Origin of the sequence: Streptomyces sp. 1222.5, assembly GCF_900105245.1 — a bacterium.
In the GTDB taxonomy this organism is placed as follows: Bacteria; Actinomycetota; Actinomycetes; order Streptomycetales; family Streptomycetaceae; genus Streptomyces; species Streptomyces albidocamelliae.
Map to the genome: position 1 here is coordinate 2458241 of NZ_FNSZ01000001.1, position 21715 is coordinate 2479955.

A 21715-nucleotide genomic window follows, 5' to 3' on the forward strand; every position below is an offset into this window, starting at 1 on the left:
CTTCCGTGCCTAGATGGCAAACCCCGCCTGTCACCGCACTTCGGAGGTTCCATGCCCGCGACGGCTGAGCTGATCGGCGCCACGGTCGCCCTGGTCGGCCTCGGAATCCTCACCCTGTGCAGCGTGCGCAGCATCACTCGCCGGAAGATCCAGCCGCTGGTCACCGAGGGTGACCGGCGCCGGTGACCGAGGATTCCCGAGCGGCGGGGTGCCCGGCCGCAGCCGCCCGTGTACAGCTTTGGGCGCCGGTCTGAGACCCTGATGGCGAGCAGCAACTTTTGGACACCGGAAGGACGGTCGTGCACATCGTCATCATGGGCTGCGGAAGAGTGGGTTCCGCCCTTGCCCAGACCCTGGAGCAAAAGGGACACACGGTCGCAGTGATCGACCAGGACCCCACCGCCTTCCGCCGGCTCGGCCCCGGTTTCGGGGGCCGCCGGGTCACCGGGGTCGGCTTCGACCAGGACACCCTGCGCGAGGCGGGCATCGAGGAGGCCGGCGCCTTCGCCGCCGTCTCCAGCGGTGACAACTCCAACATCATCTCCGCCCGCGTGGCCCGCGAGATGTTCGGTGTGGAGAACGTGGCCGCCCGCATCTACGACCCGCGCCGTGCCGAGGTCTACCAGCGCCTGGGCATCCCGACCGTGGCCACGGTCCGCTGGACCGCCGACCAGATGCTCCGCCGGCTGCTCCCCTCGGGTGCCGAGCCGCTGTGGCGCGACCCCACCGGCGGGGTGCAGCTCGCCGAGGTGCACGCCTCCGCGAAGTGGGTCGGTCACAAGATCAGCAAGATGCAGGACGAGACCGGTGTCCGGGTGGCGTTCCTGACCCGCCTCGGTGAGGCGATCCTGCCGACCTCGCAGACGGTGCTGCAGGAGGGCGACCTCGTGCACGTGATGATGCGTTCGGACGACGTCGAGAAGGTCGAGGCGGCGTTCGCCGAGGGCCCGGAAGAGGAGGGCGGTCACTGATGAGGGTCGCCATTGCCGGAGCCGGCGCCGTCGGCCGCTCGATCGCGGGCGAGCTGCTGGAGAACGGCCACGAGGTCCTGCTGATCGACAAGGCTCCGACCGCCATCTCGGTGGAGCGGGTGCCGCAGGCGGAGTGGCTGCTGGCCGACGCCTGTGAGATCACCTCCCTGGACGAGGCGGCGCTGCAGCGCTGCAACGTCGTCATCGCCGCGACCGGCGACGACAAGGTCAACCTGGTCGTCTCGCTGCTCGCGAAGACGGAGTACGGCGTCCCGCGCGTCGTGGCCCGCGTGAACAACCCCAAGAACGAGTGGCTGTTCAACGAGGCCTGGGGCGTCGACGTGGCCGTCTCCACCCCGCGTCTGATGTCCGCCCTGGTCGAGGAGGCGGTGAGCGTCGGCGACCTGGTCCGGCTGCTGCGCTTCAGCCACGGCGACGCCAACCTGGTCGAGCTGACGCTGCCCGAGGAGTCGGCCCTGGCCGGCACCCAGGTCGGCGATGTCGAGTGGCCGCAGGACACCTCCCTGGTCACGATCATCCGCGGCACCCGCGTCCTGACCCCGTCCAAGGAGGACTCCCTGGAGCCGGGCGACGAGCTTCTCTTCGTGGCCGCGCAGGCCCGGGAGGAGCAGCTGGAGGAGCTGCTGTCGGTGCGCCGGGAAGGCGCCTGACGCCGCGGCGGCGGTACGACGCCGAAAGGGCGCCCCGGAGGACCCGGGGCGCCCTTTCGGCGTTGTGGACGTGCTTCGGCGTCGTGGACGTGCCTAGCCGTCCCGGCGGTGCCGTCCGGCGGTGGTCTCGCCGCCCTCGGCGGCCAGCGCGGCCTTGCGCTCCTCCTCGGCCTTCTCCTCCGCCTCCATCTCCGCGAACACGTCGATGGGCGCGGGCGCCTTGGCGAGGAAGACCCAGGTGAGCCAGACCGCCAGCAGGAACGGCGGGATCTTCAGGGCGACCAGGACCCAGCCGAGCTTGGTGGTGTCGGACCACCAGTACAGCGGGAAGAGGATCGCGCACTTGGCCAGCAGGATCAGGCCCCAGGCCCAACTGGCCTTCGCGTAGGCCTTCTTGCGGCCCGGATTGCGAGTGCGCCAGGAGAGGTTCTCCTTGAAGACCGGGCCGAGGATCAGGCCGATCAGGGGCACCCCGGCGAGGGTCGTGACGATGTACGCCAGCGCCAGGCCCAGCGTGTAGAGCATGCCGGGGAGGTAGAAGTCCTTGGCGTTGCCCGTGAACATCGCGAACACGACGCCGAAGGCCACGCCGAACACACCGCTGAAGGCGTGCTTGACGGTGTCCTTCATGGCCAGCCGGACCACGACCAGGATCAGGGAGACGGCCAGGGCGGCGATCGCCGCGAGGTGCAGGTTCTTGTCGACGGTGAAGATCGCGACGAAGAGCAGGCCCGGCAGGACCGTCTCGACCATGCCGCGAACCCCGCCGAACGCCTCGAACAGCGCGGCCTCGGTCACCGCGCGGGCATCGGCCGGCGGGCTCTGGCCGGTGTCTTCGGTCGGCTTGTCGAGGGACGTCACCGGCTACTCCCGTCCGAGGGGTCGCAGTTCGTATTTCGGGTTGAAGAGCACCCGGCGGCCGCGGCTCATGGAGATCCGGCCCGATGCGATCAGCTTGCGCCCCGGCTCGATACCGACGATGGAGCGCCTGCCGAGCCACACCACGTCCAGCGCGGCGGAGCCGTCGAACAGTTCCGCCTCCAGGGCCGGGACTCCGGCGCGTGGCCGCAGGGTGACCGTGCGCAAGGTACCAGTTACCGTGACGATCTGCCGGTCACGGCAGTCACCGATCTTGGTGCAGCCGGCGGTCTCGGCGTCCTCGCGCAGTTCCTCGGACTCCAGGTCCTCCTGCGACGAGGAGAGCCGGTCGAGCATGCGCCGGAACCGGCCCGCCGGCTTTTCGGATCGAGGAACAGCACTCATACCTGAAGCGTACCGGGGCACACCGAGACCGCCGTAGCCCAGCTCACTTCTCGAACCGGTACCCCATCCCGGGTTCCGTGATGAAGTGCTCGGGGTGGGAGGGGTCCGTCTCGAGTTTGCGTCGCAGCTGGGCCATGTAGACGCGCAGGTAGTTGGTCTCCGTCCCGTAGGAGGGGCCCCACACCTCCTGGAGCAGCTGCTTCTGGCTGACCAGTCGGCCGGTGTTGCGGACCAGCACCTCCAGCAGGTGCCACTCGGTCGGGGTGAGGCGGACGTCCTTGCCGCCGCGGTTGACCTTCTTCGCGGCCAGGTCGACGGTGAACTCCGCGGTCTCCACGGCCGTCAGGTCCTCCTCGCCGGGTCCGACCGGCTCGGCCCGTCGGACGGCGGCCCGCAGCCGGGCCAGCAGTTCGTCCATGCCGAAGGGCTTGGTGACGTAGTCGTCTGCGCCCGCGTCCAGCGCCTGCACCTTCTCGTCGGAGGAGTGCCGGGCGGACAGCACGAGGATCGGCACGCGGGTCCAGCCGCGCAGGCCCCTGATCACCTCGACACCGTCCATGTCGGGCAGTCCGAGGTCGAGGACGACCACGTCGGGGTGGCGGGAGGCGGCGAGTTCGAGGGCGGTCCTGCCGTCGGGGGCCGCGTCGACCTCGTACTTGCGCGCCTTCAGGTTGATCACGAGGGCGCGCACGATCTGCGGCTCGTCGTCGACCACGAGCACCCGGGTCATCGAATCTGCCTTTCCGGTTCGGTGAGGTGCCCCCCGGTGGGGAGTCGCTCGGGACGCGATCCTGCCGCGCGCAGGCTCAGCACCATGGTGAGCCCGCCGCCCGGCGTGTCCTCGGCGTTCAGGGTGCCGCCCATGGCCTCCGCGAAACCGCGGGCCACGGCGAGTCCGAGTCCGACCCCGGCGCCGCGCGGAGCGTCACCGTACCGCTGGAAGGGTTCGAAGATGCGGTCCTTGGCCTCGTCCGGGACGCCGGGGCCGCGGTCGACCACGCGCACCTCCACCCGGTCGGCCATGGCGCTGGCGGACACCAGGACGCGGCGCCCGCGCGGGCTGTACTTGACGGCGTTCTCCACGAGGTTGGCCACCGACCGCTCCAGCAGCCCCGGATCGACGGCGACCATGGGCAGCGTCTCGGGCACCTCCAGGCCGACGCTGTCCTCGGGGACGCCGCCGAGCGCCATCGGGACCACCTCGTCGACGTCGATCTCGCGGATGAGCGGGGTGACGGTGCCGGTCTGGAGGCGGGACATGTCGAGGAGGTTGCCGACGAGGTGGTCGAGGCGGTCGGCGCCCTCCTCGATGCCCTCCAGCAGCACCGCCTGGTCCTCCTCGGACCAGGCCACGTCGTCGGAGCGCAGGGAGGAGACGGCGGCCTTGATGCCGGCCAGGGGCGTGCGCAGGTCGTGGCTGACGGCGGCCAGCAGGGCGGTGCGGATGCGGTTGCCCTCGGCGAGCGTACGGGCCTGGTCGGCCTCCTCCCGCAGGCGCCTGCGGTCGAGGGCGACGGCGGCCTGGGCGGCGAAGGCGGCGAGCACCCGCCGGTCCTCCGCGGGCAGCACCCGGCCGGTGAGCGCGAGGGCCAGGTGGTCGCCGACGGGCATGTCCACGTCGGCGTCCTCGGGGCGCTCCAGCACCGGGCCGAATCCGGCGCGTCCGGCGCAGGTCCACGGCTCGACGTCGCCCGCCCGTTCCAGCAGGGCGGCCGACTCCATGCCGAAGGTCTCCCGGACCCGCTCCAGCAGTTCCTCCAGGCTGGTCTCGCCGCGCAGCACGTTGCCGGCGAGGAAGGAGAGGATCTCGGACTCGGCGCGCAGCCGGGCGGCCTGGTGGGTGCGGCGGGCCGCGACGTCCACCACCGAGGCGACGGACATGCCGACGCCGAAGAAGATCGCGATGGCGACGATGTTCTTGGGGTCGGCGATGGTCAGCCGGTGCAGGGGCGGGGTGTAGAAGTAGTTCAGCAGCAGCGAGCCGAACGCGGCGGAGACGAGGGCCGGCAGCAGGCCGCCGAGGAGGGCCGCGGCGACCGTGACGGCCAGGAACAGCAGCATGTCGTTGGCGAGGCCGAGGTCGACGGTGTTCAGCAGCACCGCGAGGACGGCCGGTCCGGCGAGGCCCACCGCCCAGCCCCAGACGATGCGGGCCCGGCCCAGGCGTGCGCCCCGGGCGACGGGCAGCCCGCGGCCCTTGGCGACCTCCTCGTGGGTGACGATGTGGACGTCGAGGTCGGGTCCGGACTCGCGGGCGACCGTGGCGCCGACGCCGGGCCCGAAGACGTACTGCCAGGCCTTGCGGCGCGAGGAGCCCAGCACGACCTGCGTGGCGTTGACGCCCCGGGCGAAGTCCAGCAGGGCGGCCGGTATGTCGTCGCCGACCACATGGTGGAAGGTGCCGCCGAGGTCCTCCACGAGGGTGCGCTGGACGGCCAGCTCCTTCGGGGAGGCCGAGGTGAGGCCGTCGCTGCGGGCTATGTAGACGGCGAGGACCTCGCCGCCGGCGCCCTTCTCGGCGAGCCGGGCGGCGCGGCGGATGAGCGTACGCCCCTCGGGTCCGCCGGTGAGCCCGACGACGATCCGTTCGCGGGAGCCCCAGATCTTGGAGACCCGGTGCTCGCTGCGGTACTCGTTCAGGTACTCGTCGACCCGGTCGGCGACCCACAGCAGCGCCAGCTCCCGCAGGGCGGTGAGGTTGCCGGGCCGGAAGTAGTTGGACAGGGCCGCGTCGACCTTGTCGGGCTGGTAGATGTTGCCGTGCGCCATACGACGGCGCAGGGCCTGCGGGGACATGTCGACCAGCTCGATCTGGTCGGCCCGCCGCACCACCTCGTCGGGTACGGTCTCGCGCTGCCGCACCCCGGTGATGGACTCGACGACGTCACCGAGTGACTCCAGGTGCTGGATGTTGACGGTGGAGACGACGTCGATGCCGGCGGCGAGCAGTTCCTGCACGTCCTGCCAGCGCTTGGCGTTGCGGGAGCCGGGGACGTTGGTGTGGGCGAGTTCGTCCACCAGGGCCACGGCGGGTGCCCGGCGCAGTACGGCGTCGACGTCCATCTCGCCGAAGGTGCCGCCCCGGTACTCCAGCTGTGCGCGCGGCACCTGCTCCAGGCCGTGCAGCATCACCTCGGTGCGCGGCCGGCCGTGGTGCTCGACGAACGCGACGACGCAGTCGGTGCCCCGCTCGGTACGGCGGTGCGCCTCGGAGAGCATGGCGTAGGTCTTGCCGACGCCGGGTGCCGCCCCGAGGTAGATCCGTAGCTTGCCGCGTGCCATGGCCCCATTGTCTTCCGCCGACTCCTGCGTGCGCAGCGTCGACCCTACGGCCAGCAATGACGACAAAAAGGGCAGGTGCGCGGGCCGCGGGCAACATTGACGCATCCCTGATGAGTCCCGGGCGGCCGCCGGGGTTCAGTGCCCGGCGATCTCGCCGTCGTGCAGCTCCAGCACCCGGTCGGCGAGGTCCAGGAGGGTCGCGTCGTGGGTGGCCACCAGGGCGGTGACCCGCTCGCTGTGGACGACGGCCCGCAGCAGCTCCATCACCGCGTGCCCGGTCTCGGCGTCGAGCTGCCCGGTCGGTTCGTCGGCGATCAGCAGGGCCGGGCGGTTGGCGAGGGCGCGGGCGATGGCGACCCGCTGCTGCTGGCCGCCGGACAGCTCGCCGGGCCGCTGGGCCGCGTGGCCGGCGAGACCGACGAGGGAGAGCAGCAGTTCGACGCGCTCCTCGCGCTCGCGCGGCTCGGCCCGGCGCAGCCGCAGCGGTACGCCGACGTTCTCGGCCGCGGTGAGGATCGGGATGAGTCCGAAGGACTGGAAGACGAACCCGATCCGGTCCCGGCGCAGCCGCAGCAGCTCGTCCTCGCCCAGCTCGCCCAGCTGCCGCCCGTCGACCTCGACCCGCCCCCGGTCGGGTGCGTCGAGTCCGCCGACGATGTTGAGGAGGGTGGTCTTGCCGGAGCCGGAGCGGCCCTTGAGGGCGACCAGCTCGCCGCGGGGCACCTCGAAGGAGACCCCGCGCAGGGCGTGGACGGCGGCGGCGCCCCGCCCGTACGACCGGTGGACGTCCTCGACGCGCACCATGGTCTCGGTGAGCACCCGGCTCATGTGGCCTCCCCCGCCGCCCCTCGTGGACCGGGCGCCAGTATCGCTGCGGGCGACCGGCCGATCAACGGTTCGGACAGCGGGGGCGGTTGGGGTTGTCTGACCGGGCCGAGCCCGAGCTTCGGCGGTCACCCATGGGAAAGGGCCGCACCCGCCTCGGGGTACGGCCCTTCGATCGTCGTGCCTGTCAGCGGACCTCGGTGATCTCCGGTCCCCGCTGCAGCTGGCCCATGCCGCCGGAGAAGCGGGAGCCCTCCTCCTGCTGGACACCCTCCGGAACCATCTGGGCGTCGTTCGGCAGCTTCAGGACGATCGGGTCGCGGGGCGCCATCGGGCCCTCGCCGCGGACCACGACCGTGTCCCGGAAGATCTGCTCCAGCAGCCCGGCGGCCTGCGGCTGCACCGCGCCCTGCCCGGAGATCACGCCGCGCAGGAACCAGCGCGGGCCGTCCACGCCGACGAAGCGCACGACCTGGAAGCCGCCCGTGCCGTCCGGCAGCTGTACCGGCACCTGGGCGCGCAGCTCCCAGCCCAGCGGACCCTCGACCTCGTCGATGATGCCACCCTGCTGGGTGATCCCGGAGCCGATCTCCTCGCGGACCTCGCCCCAGATGCCCTCGCGCTTGGGCGCGGCGAACGCCTGGAGCTGGACGGCGCTGTCGCGCAGGACCACGGTCGCGGCGACGATCGCGTCCCCGGCGACCTCCACCCGGAGTTCCATGCCGTCGACGCCCGGGATGAACAGCCCGCCGAGGTCCACACGGCCCTCGCTCGGGTCGCGCACCTCGCTGCTGTCCCACGGCCCGTCGGGCCGGGGCTCCGGCTCCAGCCGGACGCGCTCGCGCTCGGCCTCTCCCTCGTCCGCCTCGGTGTCGACGCTGTCGACGACCTGCTCGGCCTCGCCGGCCGCGTCCTCGGCGGCACCCTTCTTGTTGCGACGTCCGAACACGTCACTGTCCTTCCCGGTCGGATACGACCGAAGCGTATCGATTCCCACCCGTCGAACCGCCTTCGGCGGCCCGACCGCTTGTGCCGCTGTCGTCGCCCACCGCGGCATGGCCACCGGTGGACCCGAAGCCCCCTTCGGCCCGCGCGGAGCCGGGAAGTTCCGCCACCTCCTGGAAGCGGACCCTCTCGACCTGCTGGACGACCAGTTGGGCGATCCGGTCGAAGCGCTCGAACCGCACGGACTCGCGCGGGTCGAGATTCACCACGATCACCTTGATCTCCCCACGGTACCCGGCGTCAACCGTCCCCGGGGCATTCACGAGGGCGACACCGCAGCGGGCGGCGAGACCGGAACGCGGGTGCACGAACGCCGCGTACCCCTCGGGGAGGGCGATCGACACACCTGTGGGCAGCACGGCCCGCTCACCGGGCGCGAGCTCGCGGGCCTCGGTGGTCCGCAGATCGGCGCCGGCGTCCCCGGGGTGCTCGTACGCCGGCAGCGGTACGTCCGGATCGACGCGCCGGATCTGCACGGGGAGTTCCCGGCGGGGCTCACGGCTCACGGGTTCACCTCGAAGGCCCGGGCGCGCCGGACCTGGTCCGGGTCGCTCATGGCCGCCTGGATCTCCTCCTTGCGGCCGTGGTCGATGAAGTGGTCCACCTTGACCTCGATGAAGAGGGCGTCGGCGCGGACCGCGACCGGCCCGTCGGGGCCGCCGATGCGCCCGGTGGCGGTGGAGTAGATCTTCCGCCCCGCGACGGCGGTGACCTCGGCCTCCAGGTGCAGCGTGGTGCCGACCGGCACGGGCCGTACGAAGTCGGTCTCCAGCCGTCCCGTCACGGCGATCGTCCGCAGCAGCCAGTTCAGCGAACCGAGGGTCTCGTCCAGCGCCGTGGCCAGCACTCCGCCGTGGGCGAGGCCGGGGGCGCCCTGGTGGGCGGACTGGACGACGAACTCGGCGGTCAGCGAGACACCGGCGCCGGCGCGGGCCTCCAGGAGCAGCCCGTGCGGCTGCCCGGGACCACAACCGAAACAGTGTTCGTAGTGGGCGCCGAGGAGTTCCCCGGGCGCGGGCGCGTCGGGGTGCCGTACCGGTTTCACCGCGTCGGCGGGGGGCTGAAGAGCTGCGGAACTACCACTCACAGGCGCAGACCTTACCCGTCCGTCCGGCGCCCGCCACCGCGGTGTCCGGCGGGGCTGCGCGGCAGCCCCGCCCTGGTTCGGGCCCGCACCGCGCCCCGTGCCAAGCTTGGCTCCATGCAGCTCTCCGCCACCCCCTACGAAGAACGCCTCACCGCCCCCCGCTCGTGGTGGCTGATCAGCTTTCTCGTGGGTGTCTCGTTCGCGCTCATCCTGCTGCCCTTCGGCACGCTGCCGCTGCTCGGCGGCCTGGTGGGCGGTACGGCGGCCGCGGCGGTGGTGGCCAGCGCCTACGGCTCCCCGCGCATCCGCGTCGTGGGTGACTCCCTGATCGCGGGCGAGGCGAGGATCCCGGTGTCGGCGCTCGGTTCCTCGGAGGTCCTGGACGCGGAGGAGGCCCGTGCCTGGCGGACGTACAAGGCCGACACCCGCGCCTTCCTGCTGCTGCGGGCCTACATCCCGGGGGCGCTGAAGGTGGAGGTCACCGATCCGGAGGACCCCACGCCGTACCTGTACCTGTCGACGCGGGAGCCGGAGAGGCTGGCCGCCGCGATCGAGGCGGCCCGGACCGCGAACGCCTAGAGCTCCTTCGGGAGCTCGCCGATCCCGAACGGTTCCGCCGGTTCCTCCAGGGGCGGCAGCTCGGTCAGCTCGTCCCACGGGACCTGGATCCTGCGCAGGTCCTTGCGGATCCGTCCCGCGAGTCTTCGGGTGTCCCGCCGGTTCATGACGGCCCCTACCGCGGCTCCGACGAGGAACGGCATCAGGTTGGGCAGATCGCGGAGCATGCGCTTCATGATCTGCTGGCGCAGTTCGCGTTTCATGCGGCCGCCCAGGGCCGTGTCGTACGTCGACGGCTTCATCACGTCGATCCCGCGCTCCCCCGACCAGGAGGACAGATACGCGGTGCTGCGGACCTTGAGGTTCCCCGGCGGGCGTACGCCGTAGACCTCGTGGAGTTCCGCGATGAGCTTCAGCTCGATCGCGGCGACCCCGGTGATCTCCGCGGCCAGTTCGGTCGGCATGGCGGGCGGCACCGGCAGCATGGCGGCGGCCCCGATCCCGGCGCCGACCGTCGAGGTCCCGGCCGCGGCACCCGCCACCAGCTTGTCGGCGATCTCCTCGGGTCCGAGACCCGGGAACTGCCTGCGCAGGGTCGCGAGGTCGCGTACGGGGATCCGCGGGGCGATCTCGATGATCCGGTCCGCGAGGTACCCGAGCCCCGCGCGAGCGCGGCTGCCGCCCTTACGGGCCCCTTCCCGGGCCATGCCCCGGGCTCTGTCGCGCACCGCCGCGGCCCGCCGCCGGGCGACGGGCGCGGCCTGCCGAGCCGGCGCCGACAGGTCTTCCCGGTCGGCCGCCGGTTCGAGCGAGGCTCTCGTATCCCATGAGCCCCGCTCGTCGTCACGCGCGCCCTGCGGGCCGTCGGACGGCCCTTGGTCCGCTTTCCGCAAGGAGAAGCGGCGCTTCCGCGGAGGGGTCGAGCCAGTCACGGCCGACCCGTCCTCAGTCGCAGTCGCGGCAGATCGGCTGGCCGTTCTTCTCGCGGGCCAGCTGGCTGCGGTGGTGCACCAGGAAGCAGCTCATGCAGGTGAACTCGTCCTGCTGCTTGGGCAGCACCCGGACGGCCAGCTCCTCGTTCGAGAGGTCGGCGCCGGGCAGCTCCAGGCCCTCTGCGGCCTCGAACTCGTCGACGTCCACGGCCGAGGTGGACTTGTCGTTCCGCCGGGCCTTCAGCTCTTCCAGGCTGTCCGAGTCGACGTCGTCGTCGGTCTTGCGTGGAGTGTCGTAGTCGGTTGCCATATCGCTCTCCCCCTCTGGGTGTTTGCGGTGTCTCCAGCGCACGTAACGCGTGAGAGGCCGGACTTGTGCCCGACCTGAGGCGGAGATTTTGCCTCACATCAAGGTCTGTTACTCAATCGACATCCAACCCGACCTCCCGAGAGTGATCGGCTTGGTTGGCGGTGAGGACCGTACACGGTTTGAATGTCGCACCTCAAAGGCGCCTCACCGTGTACTTCCCGTGATCAAGAGCCCTGAAAACCAGGACTTTCCCGGCTTTCCACCTTGTGTCATGATCACGGAGAGTACCTGGCTTGAAATCCGCCCATGTGATTGATCACACAAGAGCAACCGCAAACGGCCCCCAGAAAATTCCGCGCAAAGCGAACATCCTCCGCGTGTGTCGGTCGTCGATCACAGCGGCAGGGTGACGCGCATCACCAGGCCTCCGCCCTCCCGGGGTCGGGCGACGACGTGACCGCCGTGCGCGCGGGCCACGGACCGGACGATGGACAGTCCGAGTCCGACCCCCTTGTCGCTGCCCGTGCGCTCCGTACGGAGCCGCCGGAAGGGCTCGAAGAGGTTGTCGACCTCGTACGCCGGCACGACCGGGCCGGTGTTCGAGACGGTGAGCACCGCCTGCCCGTGCTCGACCTCGGTGGTGACCTCGACCCAGCCGTCCTCCGCCACGTTGTAGCGCACCGCGTTCTGCACGAGGTTCAGCGCGATCCGCTCCAGCAGCACGCCGTTGCCCCGCACGACGGCGGGCCTGCGCTCGCCGCGGATCTTCACGCCCTTGCTCTCCGCCTCGCCGTGCACCTGATCGACGGCCTGCGTGGCGACCTCGGCCAGGTCGACCGGCTTGCGCTCCACGATCTGGTTGTCGCTGCGGGCGAGCAGCAGCAGGCCCTCGACCAGCTGCTCGCTGCGCTCGTTGGTGGCCAGCAGCGTCTTGCCGAGCTGCTGGAGCTCCACCGGCGCGTTCGGGTCCGACAGGTGCACCTCGAGGAGCGTGCGGTTGATCGCGAGCGGGGTGCGCAGCTCGTGGGAGGCGTTGCCGACGAAGCGCTGCTGGGCGGTGAAGGCCCGCTGGAGGCGCTCCAGCATGTCGTCGAAGGTGTCCGCCAGCTCCTTCAGCTCGTCGTCGGGGCCGTCCAGCTCGATACGGCGGGACAGGTCCGAGCCGGCGACCTGGCGGGCGGTGCGGGTGATGCGGCCGAGCGGGGACAGCACCCGGCCCGCCATCGCGTAACCGAACGCGAAGGCGATGACCGCGAGGCCCAGGAGGGCCAGCAGCGAGCGGCTGAGCAGGTCGTCCAGGGCCGTCTGGCGCTGCTGGTCCATGCAGTGGGCGATGGCGTCCTTGAAGTCCGACAGCGGCAGCTTGGTGGTGTTGATCGCGGGGCAGCTGTCGGACGAGATCTTCAGTTCCTGGAAGCTGACGATCTTGAACAGCGGCTGGTTGCCGGTGTTGATCGCCTGTGCGGCGAGCAGGTAGATGATCGACAGCAGCAGGATGCCGGCGATCAGGAACATGCCGCCGTACAGCAGCGTGAGCCGTATGCGGATGGTCGGGCGCAGCCAGGGGAAGGGAGGCTGCGGCCTCCTGGGGTCCCAGGTGGGCTTCGGCGGCGCCTGCGGGGGCGCGGGGGTGGCGGCCACGGCCGGTCAGATCCGGTAGCCGGAGCCGGGGACCGTGACGATCACGGGCGGCTCACCGAGCTTGCGACGCAGGGTCATGACCGTCACGCGCACCACGTTGGTGAAGGGGTCGGTGTTCTCGTCCCACGCCTTCTCCAGCAGCTGCTCGGCGGAGACGACCGCGCCCTCGCTGCGCATCAGCACCTCCAGGACCGCGAACTCCTTGGGTGCGAGCTGGACCTCCTTGCCGTCGCGGAAGACCTCGCGGCGGTTGGGGTCGAGCTTGATGCCGGCCCGCTCCAGGACGGGCGGCAGCGGGACGCTCGTACGGCGGCCGAGAGCGCGCACGCGCGCGATCAGCTCGCTGAACGCGAAGGGCTTGGGCAGGTAGTCGTCGGCGCCGATCTCCAGGCCCTCGACGCGGTCGCTGACGTCGCCGGAGGCGGTGAGCATGAGCACGCGCGTGGGCATGCCCAGCTCGACGATCTTGCGGCAGACGTCGTCGCCGTGCACGAGCGGGAGGTCGCGGTCGAGGACGACCACGTCGTAGTCGTTGACGCCGATGCGCTCCAGGGCGGCCGCACCGTCGTACACGACGTCGACGGCCATGGCCTCCCGGCGCAGCCCGGTGGCCACGGCATCGGCGAGCAGCTGCTCGTCCTCGACGACGAGTACGCGCACGTCGCTTGTCCTTCCTGTGTCCGCCCGCGCGACGCGATGTGGGCGCGTGCGGGCAGGGGTGTTCGTGGGATGTGACCTCCATCCTGCCCTTTTCGGCCATAAGTCGGCTGTAAGGCGGGGTCCGGGCCGGAGGGATCCGGGCGGTGGCCCGGGAATACGAGATTTTCTCCTCCGGTTCAGGTTTCCAGGGAAGGGAGCGGGGGGAGGACGGCTTTACACCCCGCGATCACGCTCTGCATGTGCCGCAGCACCATGCGGTACCCCCCGATCCGCTTGCGCGCAGAGTGGGCGTGGGTGTCCGGCACCGTAGCCGCCCGGCAGGGCTGCGCCGGGCACCTGCGGGAACGTGATCGCCCCTTCTTGACGGCACACCCCCGTGCCACCTACCCACGACCCTGGACGAGGGGGCGCAGCATGGACGCTTTCACCGCAGGACTTCTGCAGCGCATAAGGGCGACCGAGACCGACCTGACGCGGGCTCGTGACGAGGGCGACGACTTCCTCGTCGAGGTGGAGCAGGCAGAGCTCGACGACCTGCGCCGCCTCGCCGCCGAGCACGGTGTGGAGGTCGGCGCGACACGCGTCTGATCGGCACGAGAGCGCGAGAGGGGACCCCGGCGAATCCAGCGCCGGGGTCCCTTCGCGTGCGCGGAGCCGGTCAGTCGTGCCAGGCCCCGAAGTCCTCCAGCAGCCGCTGCAGGGGCTCGAAGACGCCGGGCGCACCCGCGACGGTGAGGTCCCGCGAGGGGCGCTCTCCGGGCCGTCCGCCGGTCAGCGCGCCCGCCTCCCGGGCGATCAGGTCGCCCGCCGCGTGGTCCCACGCGTTGAGTCCCCGCTCGTAGTACCCGTCGAGCCGGCCGCAGGCCACGTCGCACAGGTCGACCGCGGCCGAGCCGCTGCGCCGGATGTCCCGCAGCAACGGGATCAGCCGGCCGGCCACCTCGGCCTGGTGGGCGCGGACCTCGGTGACGTAGTTGAAGCCGGTGGAGACCAGGGCCTGCTCCAGCGGGGGCGCGGGCCGGCAGGCGAGCGCCCGCTCGCCCTCCCACGCACCCGTGGCCCACGCGCCGCCACCGCGCACGGCGTGGTACGTCTCGCCGCGCATCGGCGCCGCGACGACGCCGGCCACGGTCTCGCCGTCGTGCTCGGCCGCCACCGACACCGCCCAGGTGGGCAGGCCGTAGAGGTAGTTCACGGTGCCGTCGAGCGGGTCGATCACCCAGCGGACGCCGCTCGTGCCCTCGACGGAGGCACCCTCCTCGCCGAGGAAGCCGTCGTCGGGGCGGTGGCCCGAGATGAGATCGGTGATCAGCTTCTCGGCCGCGATGTCCATCTCGGTGACCACGTCGATCGGGCTGGACTTGGTCCGCGCCACGGCCAGGTCGGCCGGGCGGCCGTCCCGCAGCAGCTCGCCGGCGCGGCGGGCGGCCTCCTGGGCCAGGTCGAGCAGTTCCCGGTGCAGGGCGTCGGTCACGGGGCTCCTCACGCGTAGGGGCTGTCGGCGCCCGCGGCGGCCGGGCGGGGGGCGCGGGCCGGGCAGCAGCCGACCGGGCAGACGTCGTGGCTCGGGCCGAGGGCGCCGAGGGCGCAGGGGGTGACCCGCTGCCCGCGCTCCACGGTGGCGCGCTCCACGACGAGCTCGCGGACCGCGGCGGCGAACCGCGGGTCGGCGCCCACGGTGGCCGAGCGGCGCACCGGCAGCCCCAGCTCCCCGGCCCTGGCCGTGGCCTCGGTGTCGAGGTCGTAGAGGACCTCCATGTGGTCGGAGACGAAGCCGATGGGGGCCATGACGACGGCCGGGACGCCGGCGCCGTGCAGCTCCTCCAGGTGGTCGACGATGTCCGGCTCCAGCCACGGGATGTGCGGGGCGCCCGAGCGGGACTGGTAGACGAGCCGCCAGGGGTGGTCGGCACCGGTGCGCTCGCGGACGGCGTCGGCGATCAGCTGGGCCACGTCCAGGTGCTGCTCGACGTACGCCCCGCCCTCGCCGTGCGCCTCGACCGGGCCGGAGGTGTCGGCGGCGGCGGTCGGGATGGAGTGGGTGGTGAAGGCGATGTGGGCGCCGGCCCGGACGTCCTCGGGGAGGTCGGCGAGGGAGCGCAGCACCCCGTCGGTCATCGGCTCGACGAAGCCCGGGTGGTTGAAGTAGTGCCGGAGCTTGTCGACCCTCGGCGGCTCCACTCCCTCGGCCTCCAGGGCGGCCAGGGCGTCGGCGAGGTTCTCGCGGTACTGGCGGCAGCCCGAGTAGGAGGCGTAGGCGCTGGTGGCGAGGACCAGGACGCGCCGGCGGCCGTCGGCCGCCATCTCGCGCAGGGTGTCCGTCAGGTACGGCGCCCAGTTGCGGTTGCCCCAGTAGACCGGCAGGTCCAGGCCGTGCTCGGCGAAGTCCTTGCGCAGGGCGTCCAGCAGGGCGCGGTTCTGGTCGTTGATGGGGCTGACCCCGCCGAACAGGAAGTAGTGCCGGCCGACTTCCTTCAGGCGTTCCTTCGGGATGCCGCGCCCGCGCGTGACGTTCTCCAGGAACGGGACCACGTCGTCCGGGCCTTCGGGACCGCCGAAGGAGAGCAGGAGCAGGGCGTCGTACGGAGAGGCATCGAGCACGTCTGGCATGCCTTGATCCTCCCACCCCGCGCTTGACGGGCGGGCAACAGCAGGGTGAAGAGTCGAGTTCCATACGGTTTAGTCCGGTTTTTCCGGCCGTATTTCCGGGTGCGCTTAGGGTGTCCTTACTCGTAAGCTGTATCAGCCGCATTCGCGCCTTACGACCCGTTCCGGAGACCTCGTGCCCAGCCCCTACAGAGCCCTGTTCGACGCGCCGGGCACCAAGGCCTTCTCCGCCGCGGGCTTCCTCGGCCGGATGCCGCTGTCGATGATGGGCATCGGCGTGGTCACGATGGTCTCCCGGCTCACCGGGCGGTACGGCCTCGCCGGGGCGCTGTCGGCCACCATCGCGCTGTCCGCGGCGGCGATCGGACCGCAGATAAGCCGGCTGGTGGACCGGCACGGGCAGCGCCGGGTGCTGCGTCCCGCGACCCTGGTGGCCCTCGCCGCGGCGGCCGGCCTGCTGCTCGCGGCCCACTACCGGTGGCCCGACTGGGTGCTGTTCGTCTGCGCCGCCGGGATCGGCTCGGTGCCGAGCCTGGGCGCGATGATCCGGGCGCGCTGGGCGGCGCTGTACCGGGGCACGCCGAAGCTGCACACCGCGTACTCCTTCGAGTCGGTCGTCGACGAGGTCTGCTTCATCTTCGGCCCGATCATCTCCATCGGACTGTCCACGGCGTGGTTCCCGGAGGCGGGCCCCCTGCTGGCCGGGTGCTTCCTGGCGGCCGGCGTCCTCTGGCTCACCTCCCAGCGGGCGACCGAACCGGAGCCGCATCCGCGCGAGCACCACGGCGGCGGCAGCGCCCTGCGCGCGCCGGGACTTCAGGTCCTGGTGGCCACGTTCGTGGCGACGGGCGCGATCTTCGGATCGGTGGACGTGGTCACCGTCGCCTTCGCCGACGAGCGCGGCCACCAGGGCGCCGCGAGCCTGGTCCTCGCGCTGTACGCGGCCGGTTCCTGCCTGGCGGGAGTCGTCTTCGGGCTGCTGCGCTTCGCCGGGGCGCCGGAACGTCGCTGGCTGCTGGGCGTGGCGGCGACGTCCGTGAGTATGATCCCCCTCCTACTGGTCGGAAACCTGCCGCTTCTGGCCGTGGCGCTGTTCGTTTCGGGGCTGTCCATCGCACCGACGATGATCACGACGATGTCCCTCATCGAAGAGCACGTACCTCGCGCGAAGCTCACCGAGGGCATGACCTGGGTGAGCACCGGCCTCGCGGTCGGCGTCGCGCTCGGCTCCTCCGCGGCCGGCTGGGTGATCGACGCAGCCGGGGCGCGCGCCGGGTACGGGGTTCCGGTCGCGTCCGGGGCCGCCGCGATCGCGGTCGGTTTCCTCGGGTACCGCCGGCTGCGCAGGCCGGCCGCGGGTCGGGGAGGCACCGTTGAGCAGCACAGCGAGCGGGAAGAAGGGCACCTGGCGTAACTGGGGCGGGAACGTCTCCGCCCGGCCCGCCCGGCAGGTCGCGCCGGCCTCCGTGGAGGAACTGGCCGCCGCGGTGCGCCGGGCCGCCGAGGACGGCCTGAAGGTGAAGGCCGTCGGCACCGGGCACTCCTTCACCTCCATCGCCGCGACCGACGGCGTGCTGATCCGCCCTCAACTGCTGACCGGCATCCGCGGCATCGACCGCGCGTCGATGACGGTCACGGTGGAGGCGGGCACCCCGCTCAAGAGGCTCAACACGGCCCTCGCGCGCGAGGGCCTGTCGCTCACCAACATGGGCGACATCATGGAGCAGACCGTCTCCGGCGCCACCAGCACCGGCACCCACGGCACGGGCCGCGAGTCCGCCTCCATCGCCGCCCAGATCAAGGGGCTCGAACTCGTCACGGCGGACGGTTCGGTGCTCACCTGCTCCGAGAAGGAGAACCCGGAGGTGTTCGCCGCCGCCCGAATAGGCCTCGGCGCGCTCGGCGTCGTCACCGCGATCACCTTCGCCGTCGAGCCCCTGTTCCTGCTCACCGCGCGCGAGGAACCGATGCCCTTCGAGCGGGTCCTCGCCGAGTTCGATCAACTGTGGGCCGAGAACGAGCACTTCGAGTTCTACTGGTTCCCGCACACCGGCAGCACCAACACCAAGCGCAACAACCGCAGCGCCGGGCCCGAGCAGCCCGTGGGCCCGCTCGCCGGCTGGTTCGAGGACGAGTTCCTCTCCAACGGCGTCTTCCAGGTGGCCCAGTGGGCGGGGCGGGCCGTCCCCGTCGGCATCCCGGCCATCGCGCGCGTCTCCAGCAGGGCCCTGTCCGCGCGGACGTACACCGACATCCCGTACAAGGTGTTCACCTCGCCGCGCCGGGTGCGTTTCGTGGAGATGGAGTACGCCGTCCCGCGTGAGGCCCTGACGGAGACCCTGCGCGAGCTGAGGAGCATGGTCGACCGCTCGGGGCTGCGCGTCAGCTTCCCGGTCGAGGTGCGCACCGCCCCGGCCGACGACATCGCCCTGTCCACCGCCTCCGGCAGGGACAGCGCCTACATCGCCGTGCACATGTTCCGTGGCACGCCGTACCAGGCCTACTTCACCGCCGCGGAGCGCATCTTCACCGCGCACGAGGGCCGGCCGCACTGGGGCAAGGTCCACACGCGGGACGCCGAGTACTTCTCCCGGGTGTACCCGCGTTTCGGTGAATTCACGGAGCTGCGGAACCGGCTGGACCCGGAACGGCTGTTCCAGAACGCCTACGTGCGGAGGGTGCTGGGGGCGTAGGCGTCGCGGCGGATCCACTGGGCGCGGGGGACGGCGCGGAGGTGGAGGCATCCCCGCCGGACGGCCCGGCCGTGGAGGCGCTGGGCGCCGGGGCCGGACTCCCGCCGGTGTCCGTGCCGGTGCCGGCGGAGGGCGTGTGAACGGAGGACGGCGTACCCGAAGGGGCCCCCACCTCACCGGACTTCGCGGGGGACGACGGTCCGGGCCCCCTCGGGGCCGGGCTCGGGCTCCGTCCGGTGACGGCGTCGCTGACCGTCGTGCCCCCGCCACCGCCGAAACGGTTGCCCGACACCGGTTCGTAGCTGCTGATGCCCGCCATCGTCACCCCGAACACCACGGCGGCGGCGACCACCGGCCGGCGCCACCCGCGCACCCGGGCGCGATAGACGGTGCCGTCGGTGAACCCGCCCGGGGCCGACGGCAGTTGTCCGCTCGGGCGGGGGGGGCCGTCTTCGCCTCGCGCAGCTGCTCCCCGGTCCGCTTGAAGAAGTGCTGGAAGACGGTGCCGCCGCAGGTGGCGACGACACTGACGACCCCGGCGCCGAGGATCGTGCCGTACACCCCGAAGTACGAGGCCGGCTTGGCCGCCACAACCGCCACCAGGGCGCTGCCCGCGACCTGGGGGACGCTCAGGTCCATCCGCTTCCGCCTCGCGTCGGGCGTCTCACGCATACCCGGAACTTGCCTTCCCTTCCCGTACATCACCGCTCATGCACGCACAGGACGGTGCACTCCCGGCGCTTGCCGACATCGGTCGGCGACTGCATCAGAAAGGGACGTACGAACGAAACCATTAGTTCCGTTTCCGGGGGTTCCGTGAAGTTCGCCACGTTCATGATCGACAAAACCGGTTGCGGACGGCCAAGTCGCACTCCTTGCCAGAAGTTGGGCGGCGCGCCAATCCACGCACGTGGTCCGAATGGAGTACTGTTGCGAGCCCTGGGTCCGGCCTCCCACCAGGGTGCCCGTGGCCTTGCAGGACCGCCGGGAGGGGGGCTGGTTGCACAGGGTGACGGAGTTGGTCACTTAGCGTTGCGAACAGGTAACCGTGCCATAACGGCGGTCCCGGGCCCGTGCCCGACACGCCGGGCAACTCGGCAAGGTTGTGGCAGGCTGCACCCGGGCAGGCCACACTCGACTAGCGGAAGCAGCGACGCACGTGACGTCGGCAGGCACCACCCGGGAGGTCCCCATGCCCGAACTGCGTGTCGTGGCCGTCTCGAATGACGGCACACGACTGGTGCTGAAGGCTGCCGACTCCACGGAGTACACGCTTCCGATCGACGAGCGGCTGCGTGCCGCCGTCCGTGGCGACCGGCCCCGCCTCGGCCAGATCGAGATCGAGGTCGAGAGCCATCTCCGGCCCCGTGACATCCAGGCGCGTATACGCGCCGGTGCCACCGCGGAAGAGGTGGCCCAGCTCGCCGGCATCCCCGTCGACCGGGTACGGCGCTTCGAGGGTCCCGTGCTGGCCGAACGTGCCTTCATGGCCGAGCGCGCCCGTAAGACCCCCGTCCGCCGCCCCGGTGAGAACTCCGGCCCGCTGCTCGGCGAGACCGTCCAGGAGCGGCTGCTGCTGCGCGGTGCCGACAAGGACACCGTGCAGTGGGACTCCTGGCGCCGCGACGACGGCACCTGGGAAGTCCTCCTCGTGTACCTGGTCGCGGACGAACCGCACTCGGCGAGCTGGACGTACGACCCGCCCCGGCGGCTCGTACAGGCCGTGGACGACGAGGCGCGCTCACTGATCGGCGAGTCCGACGACCTCGCCGTGCCCGAGCCGAGCTTCCCGTTCGTCCCGCGCATCGCCCGGCTGCCGCGTGAGCGCACCATGGACCGCGCGCTCGACCGTGGCGACCGGGAGCGGCCCAGCCTGCCCGCGCCGCCGTCCGAGCCCGCCGAGGAGACCTCGGGCGAACGCGACTCGCTGACCAGCCTGTTGGAGGCCGTGCCGAGCTTCCGCGGCGACCTGGTCGTCCCGGAACGCCCGGCCGACACCGAGGACGAACCCGTCGAGGAACCCGCGGCGGAAGAGCCCCCGGCACCCGCCGCCTCGGCCGGTTCGGCCTACGCGGACGTGCTCATGCCGCGCTCCGTCGGCGGCCACCGCGACCGGCTCATCGGGTCGACCGACCGTCAGGCCGAGGCCGACGGCGTACGCCCCGGCCGCCGCGCGGCCGTCCCGAGCTGGGACGAGATCGTGTTCGGCACACGCCGCAAGAAGCAGGAGTAACCGGCCGCGGGACAACGCGAGGAGGGGGCACGCGCGCGTGCCCCCTCTCGTGCGTGCCTGCCGCCTCCTACTGCGGGTCGGCGCCCACCGCCACGGGCCTCGACGGGTCGGAGGACCACTCGGACCACGAGCCGACGTACAGGTCCGCGGGAACGCCGGCCACGGCCAGCGCGAGCACCTCGTGGGCGCCCGAGACGCCCGAACCGCAGTACACGCCGACCTGGGTGTCCCCGGAGACGCCCAGAGCCTTGAAGCGGTCCCTGAGCTCCGCCGCGGGCAGGAATCGGCCGTCGGGGCCCACGTTCTCCGTCGTCGGGGCCGACACCGCGCCCGGGATGTGGCCGCCGACCCGGTCGATCGGCTCCACCTCACCGCGATACCGCTCCCCCGCGCGGGCGTCGAGCAGCACACCCGTGCGGGCCAGGGCCGCGGCCCCGTCCGCGTCCAGCAGCCCCGCGGCGGCGGGGGCCGGCACGAAGTCGCCCTCGGCCGGTGCGGGCGTCCTTGTGGACAGTTCGCCCTGCCAGGACGGCAACCCGCCGTCGAGGACCCGCACGTCCGGGTGACCCGTCGAACGCAGCATCCACCACGCGCGCGCGGCCGCCCAGCCCTGCCCGCCGTCGTAGACGACGACCGGCCGGTCCGCCGACACGCCCGCACGGCGCATCGCGGCGCCGAACTCCGCGAGATCGGGCAGCGGATGGCGGCCGTGCGCCCCTGCCGCGGCGGCGAGCTCCCGGTCCAGGTCGACGAAGACCGCGCCGGGCAGGTGCCCGGCCGCGTACTCGGCCCGTCCGTCGAAGGCCGGCGCACCCGCCGCCTTGGCCACGCTCAGCTGCCAGCGGACGTCCAGCAGCACGGGCGGGGTGACCCCGGGGCGGAGCTCGTGGGCGAGTTCGGTCGCGGTGATGATGGCTCTCATGACGTCCATCCATACGCCAGGGGTGGCCGCGGCGTCCAGGTCCGGCTACTCTGCT

At 72.0% G+C, this 21715-nt stretch carries 24 protein-coding genes; 8 read left to right on the plus strand and 16 right to left on the minus strand.

Annotated elements, in window-relative coordinates; all coding sequences use genetic code 11:
* Positions 1-51: 51 nt before the first annotated feature.
* The 3 genes from BLW57_RS42255 (at position 52) to BLW57_RS10960 (ending at position 1642) form a co-directional block, all read left to right on the plus strand.
* Complete coding sequence (locus BLW57_RS42255) at positions 52-186, plus strand: hypothetical protein (protein ID WP_256339880.1); 135 nt, start codon at positions 52-54, stop codon at positions 184-186.
* 113 nt (positions 187-299) lie between these two features.
* Positions 300-971, plus strand: coding sequence for a potassium channel family protein (locus BLW57_RS10955; RefSeq protein ID WP_093474047.1), 672 nt, complete (start codon positions 300-302; stop codon positions 969-971).
* A complete protein-coding gene (locus tag BLW57_RS10960; RefSeq protein ID WP_073897624.1) occupies positions 971-1642 on the plus strand; it encodes a potassium channel family protein in 672 nt (223 codons plus the stop codon). The genes BLW57_RS10955 and BLW57_RS10960 overlap by 1 nt, the downstream gene beginning before the upstream one ends.
* A 93-nt stretch (positions 1643-1735) precedes the next feature.
* Here the strand turns inward: BLW57_RS10960 and BLW57_RS10965 are convergent, their stop codons facing one another.
* The 8 genes from BLW57_RS10965 to BLW57_RS11000 form a co-directional block, all read right to left on the minus strand.
* Entirely contained in the window at positions 1736-2503 is a 768-nt protein-coding gene (locus tag BLW57_RS10965; protein WP_093474049.1) for a DUF3159 domain-containing protein, read from the minus strand.
* 3 nt (positions 2504-2506) lie between these two features.
* Complete coding sequence (locus tag BLW57_RS10970) at positions 2507-2905, minus strand: OB-fold nucleic acid binding domain-containing protein (RefSeq protein WP_093474051.1); 399 nt, start codon at positions 2903-2905, stop codon at positions 2507-2509.
* Between the two features lie 43 nt (positions 2906-2948).
* Positions 2949-3635, minus strand: coding sequence for a response regulator (locus tag BLW57_RS10975; protein ID WP_073897627.1), 687 nt, complete (start codon positions 3633-3635; stop codon positions 2949-2951).
* Positions 3632-6187 (minus strand): sensor histidine kinase, encoded by a 2556-nt coding sequence (locus BLW57_RS10980; protein WP_093474052.1) that lies wholly within the window; start codon positions 6185-6187, stop codon positions 3632-3634. Before BLW57_RS10980 ends, BLW57_RS10975 begins: the two co-directional genes overlap by 4 nt.
* Before the next feature lie 135 nt (positions 6188-6322).
* Entirely contained in the window at positions 6323-7015 is a 693-nt protein-coding gene (locus tag BLW57_RS10985; RefSeq protein ID WP_093474054.1) for an ABC transporter ATP-binding protein, read from the minus strand.
* Between the two features lie 184 nt (positions 7016-7199).
* Positions 7200-7961 carry a DUF3710 domain-containing protein gene (locus tag BLW57_RS10990; protein WP_093474055.1) on the minus strand — a complete coding sequence of 254 codons (762 nt, stop codon included), beginning with the start codon at positions 7959-7961 and terminating at the stop codon, positions 7200-7202.
* Between the two features lies 1 nt (position 7962).
* Positions 7963-8523, minus strand: a complete 561-nt coding sequence (gene dut / locus BLW57_RS10995; RefSeq protein ID WP_073897631.1) for a dUTP diphosphatase — start codon at positions 8521-8523, stop codon at positions 7963-7965.
* Entirely contained in the window at positions 8520-9104 is a 585-nt protein-coding gene (locus BLW57_RS11000; protein WP_093474057.1) for a PaaI family thioesterase, read from the minus strand. Before BLW57_RS11000 ends, dut begins: the two co-directional genes overlap by 4 nt.
* A gap of 114 nt (positions 9105-9218) precedes the next feature.
* Here BLW57_RS11000 and BLW57_RS11005 point away from each other — a divergent pair, with 114 nt between their 5' ends.
* Positions 9219-9683: a DUF3093 domain-containing protein gene (locus BLW57_RS11005; protein ID WP_093474058.1), complete on the plus strand. Its 465-nt coding sequence runs from the start codon at positions 9219-9221 to the stop codon at positions 9681-9683.
* On the opposite strand, the gene BLW57_RS11010 is transcribed toward BLW57_RS11005, so the two are convergent.
* The 4 genes from BLW57_RS11010 to BLW57_RS11025 form a co-directional block, all read right to left on the minus strand.
* Positions 9680-10594 carry a hypothetical protein gene (locus tag BLW57_RS11010; protein ID WP_176985544.1) on the minus strand — a complete coding sequence of 305 codons (915 nt, stop codon included), beginning with the start codon at positions 10592-10594 and terminating at the stop codon, positions 9680-9682. The two genes, BLW57_RS11005 and BLW57_RS11010, sit on opposite strands and share 4 nt — an antisense overlap.
* 13 nt (positions 10595-10607) lie before the next feature.
* Positions 10608-10904 carry a DUF4193 domain-containing protein gene (locus tag BLW57_RS11015; protein WP_005481602.1) on the minus strand — a complete coding sequence of 99 codons (297 nt, stop codon included), beginning with the start codon at positions 10902-10904 and terminating at the stop codon, positions 10608-10610.
* Positions 10905-11297: 393 nt separating this feature from the next.
* Complete coding sequence (locus BLW57_RS11020; protein WP_093474060.1) at positions 11298-12545, minus strand: sensor histidine kinase; 1248 nt, start codon at positions 12543-12545, stop codon at positions 11298-11300.
* A 6-nt stretch (positions 12546-12551) separates the two neighbouring features.
* Complete coding sequence (locus BLW57_RS11025) at positions 12552-13205, minus strand: response regulator transcription factor (RefSeq protein ID WP_003993508.1); 654 nt, start codon at positions 13203-13205, stop codon at positions 12552-12554.
* A gap of 414 nt (positions 13206-13619) precedes the next feature.
* On the opposite strand from BLW57_RS11025, the gene BLW57_RS41350 reads away from it, so the two are divergent.
* A complete protein-coding gene (locus BLW57_RS41350) occupies positions 13620-13793 on the plus strand; it encodes a hypothetical protein (RefSeq protein WP_176985545.1) in 174 nt (57 codons plus the stop codon).
* A 70-nt stretch (positions 13794-13863) separates the two neighbouring features.
* Here BLW57_RS41350 and BLW57_RS11030 read toward each other — a convergent pair whose 3' ends face one another.
* On the minus strand, positions 13864-14679 hold the full coding sequence (locus BLW57_RS11030; RefSeq protein ID WP_093474061.1) for an inositol monophosphatase family protein: 816 nt from the start codon (positions 14677-14679) through the stop codon (positions 13864-13866).
* Between the two features lie 8 nt (positions 14680-14687).
* On the minus strand, positions 14688-15815 hold the full coding sequence (locus tag BLW57_RS11035; RefSeq protein ID WP_093474063.1) for a ferrochelatase: 1128 nt from the start codon (positions 15813-15815) through the stop codon (positions 14688-14690).
* Positions 15816-15987: 172 nt separating this feature from the next.
* Between BLW57_RS11035 and BLW57_RS11040 the strand changes: the two genes are divergently transcribed.
* Together BLW57_RS11040 and BLW57_RS11045 are read left to right on the plus strand one after the other, a co-directional pair.
* On the plus strand, positions 15988-17226 hold the full coding sequence (locus BLW57_RS11040) for an MFS transporter (protein ID WP_093474064.1): 1239 nt from the start codon (positions 15988-15990) through the stop codon (positions 17224-17226).
* Positions 17186-18505: a D-arabinono-1,4-lactone oxidase gene (locus BLW57_RS11045; protein WP_093474066.1), complete on the plus strand. Its 1320-nt coding sequence runs from the start codon at positions 17186-17188 to the stop codon at positions 18503-18505. Before BLW57_RS11040 ends, BLW57_RS11045 begins: the two co-directional genes overlap by 41 nt.
* Before the next feature lie 321 nt (positions 18506-18826).
* Here BLW57_RS11045 and BLW57_RS43080 read toward each other — a convergent pair whose 3' ends face one another.
* The gene (locus BLW57_RS43080) at positions 18827-19177 is read right to left on the minus strand and encodes a hypothetical protein (RefSeq protein ID WP_306822952.1); all 351 of its coding nucleotides are present in this window, start codon (positions 19175-19177) and stop codon (positions 18827-18829) included.
* Between the two features lie 520 nt (positions 19178-19697).
* Between BLW57_RS43080 and sepH the strand changes: the two genes are divergently transcribed.
* On the plus strand, positions 19698-20738 hold the full coding sequence (gene sepH, locus BLW57_RS11055; RefSeq protein WP_093474067.1) for a septation protein SepH: 1041 nt from the start codon (positions 19698-19700) through the stop codon (positions 20736-20738).
* Positions 20739-20805: 67 nt separating this feature from the next.
* Here the strand turns inward: sepH and BLW57_RS11060 are convergent, their stop codons facing one another.
* Positions 20806-21660 (minus strand): sulfurtransferase, encoded by an 855-nt coding sequence (locus BLW57_RS11060; protein ID WP_093474069.1) that lies wholly within the window; start codon positions 21658-21660, stop codon positions 20806-20808.
* Positions 21661-21715: the final 55 nt, after the last annotated feature.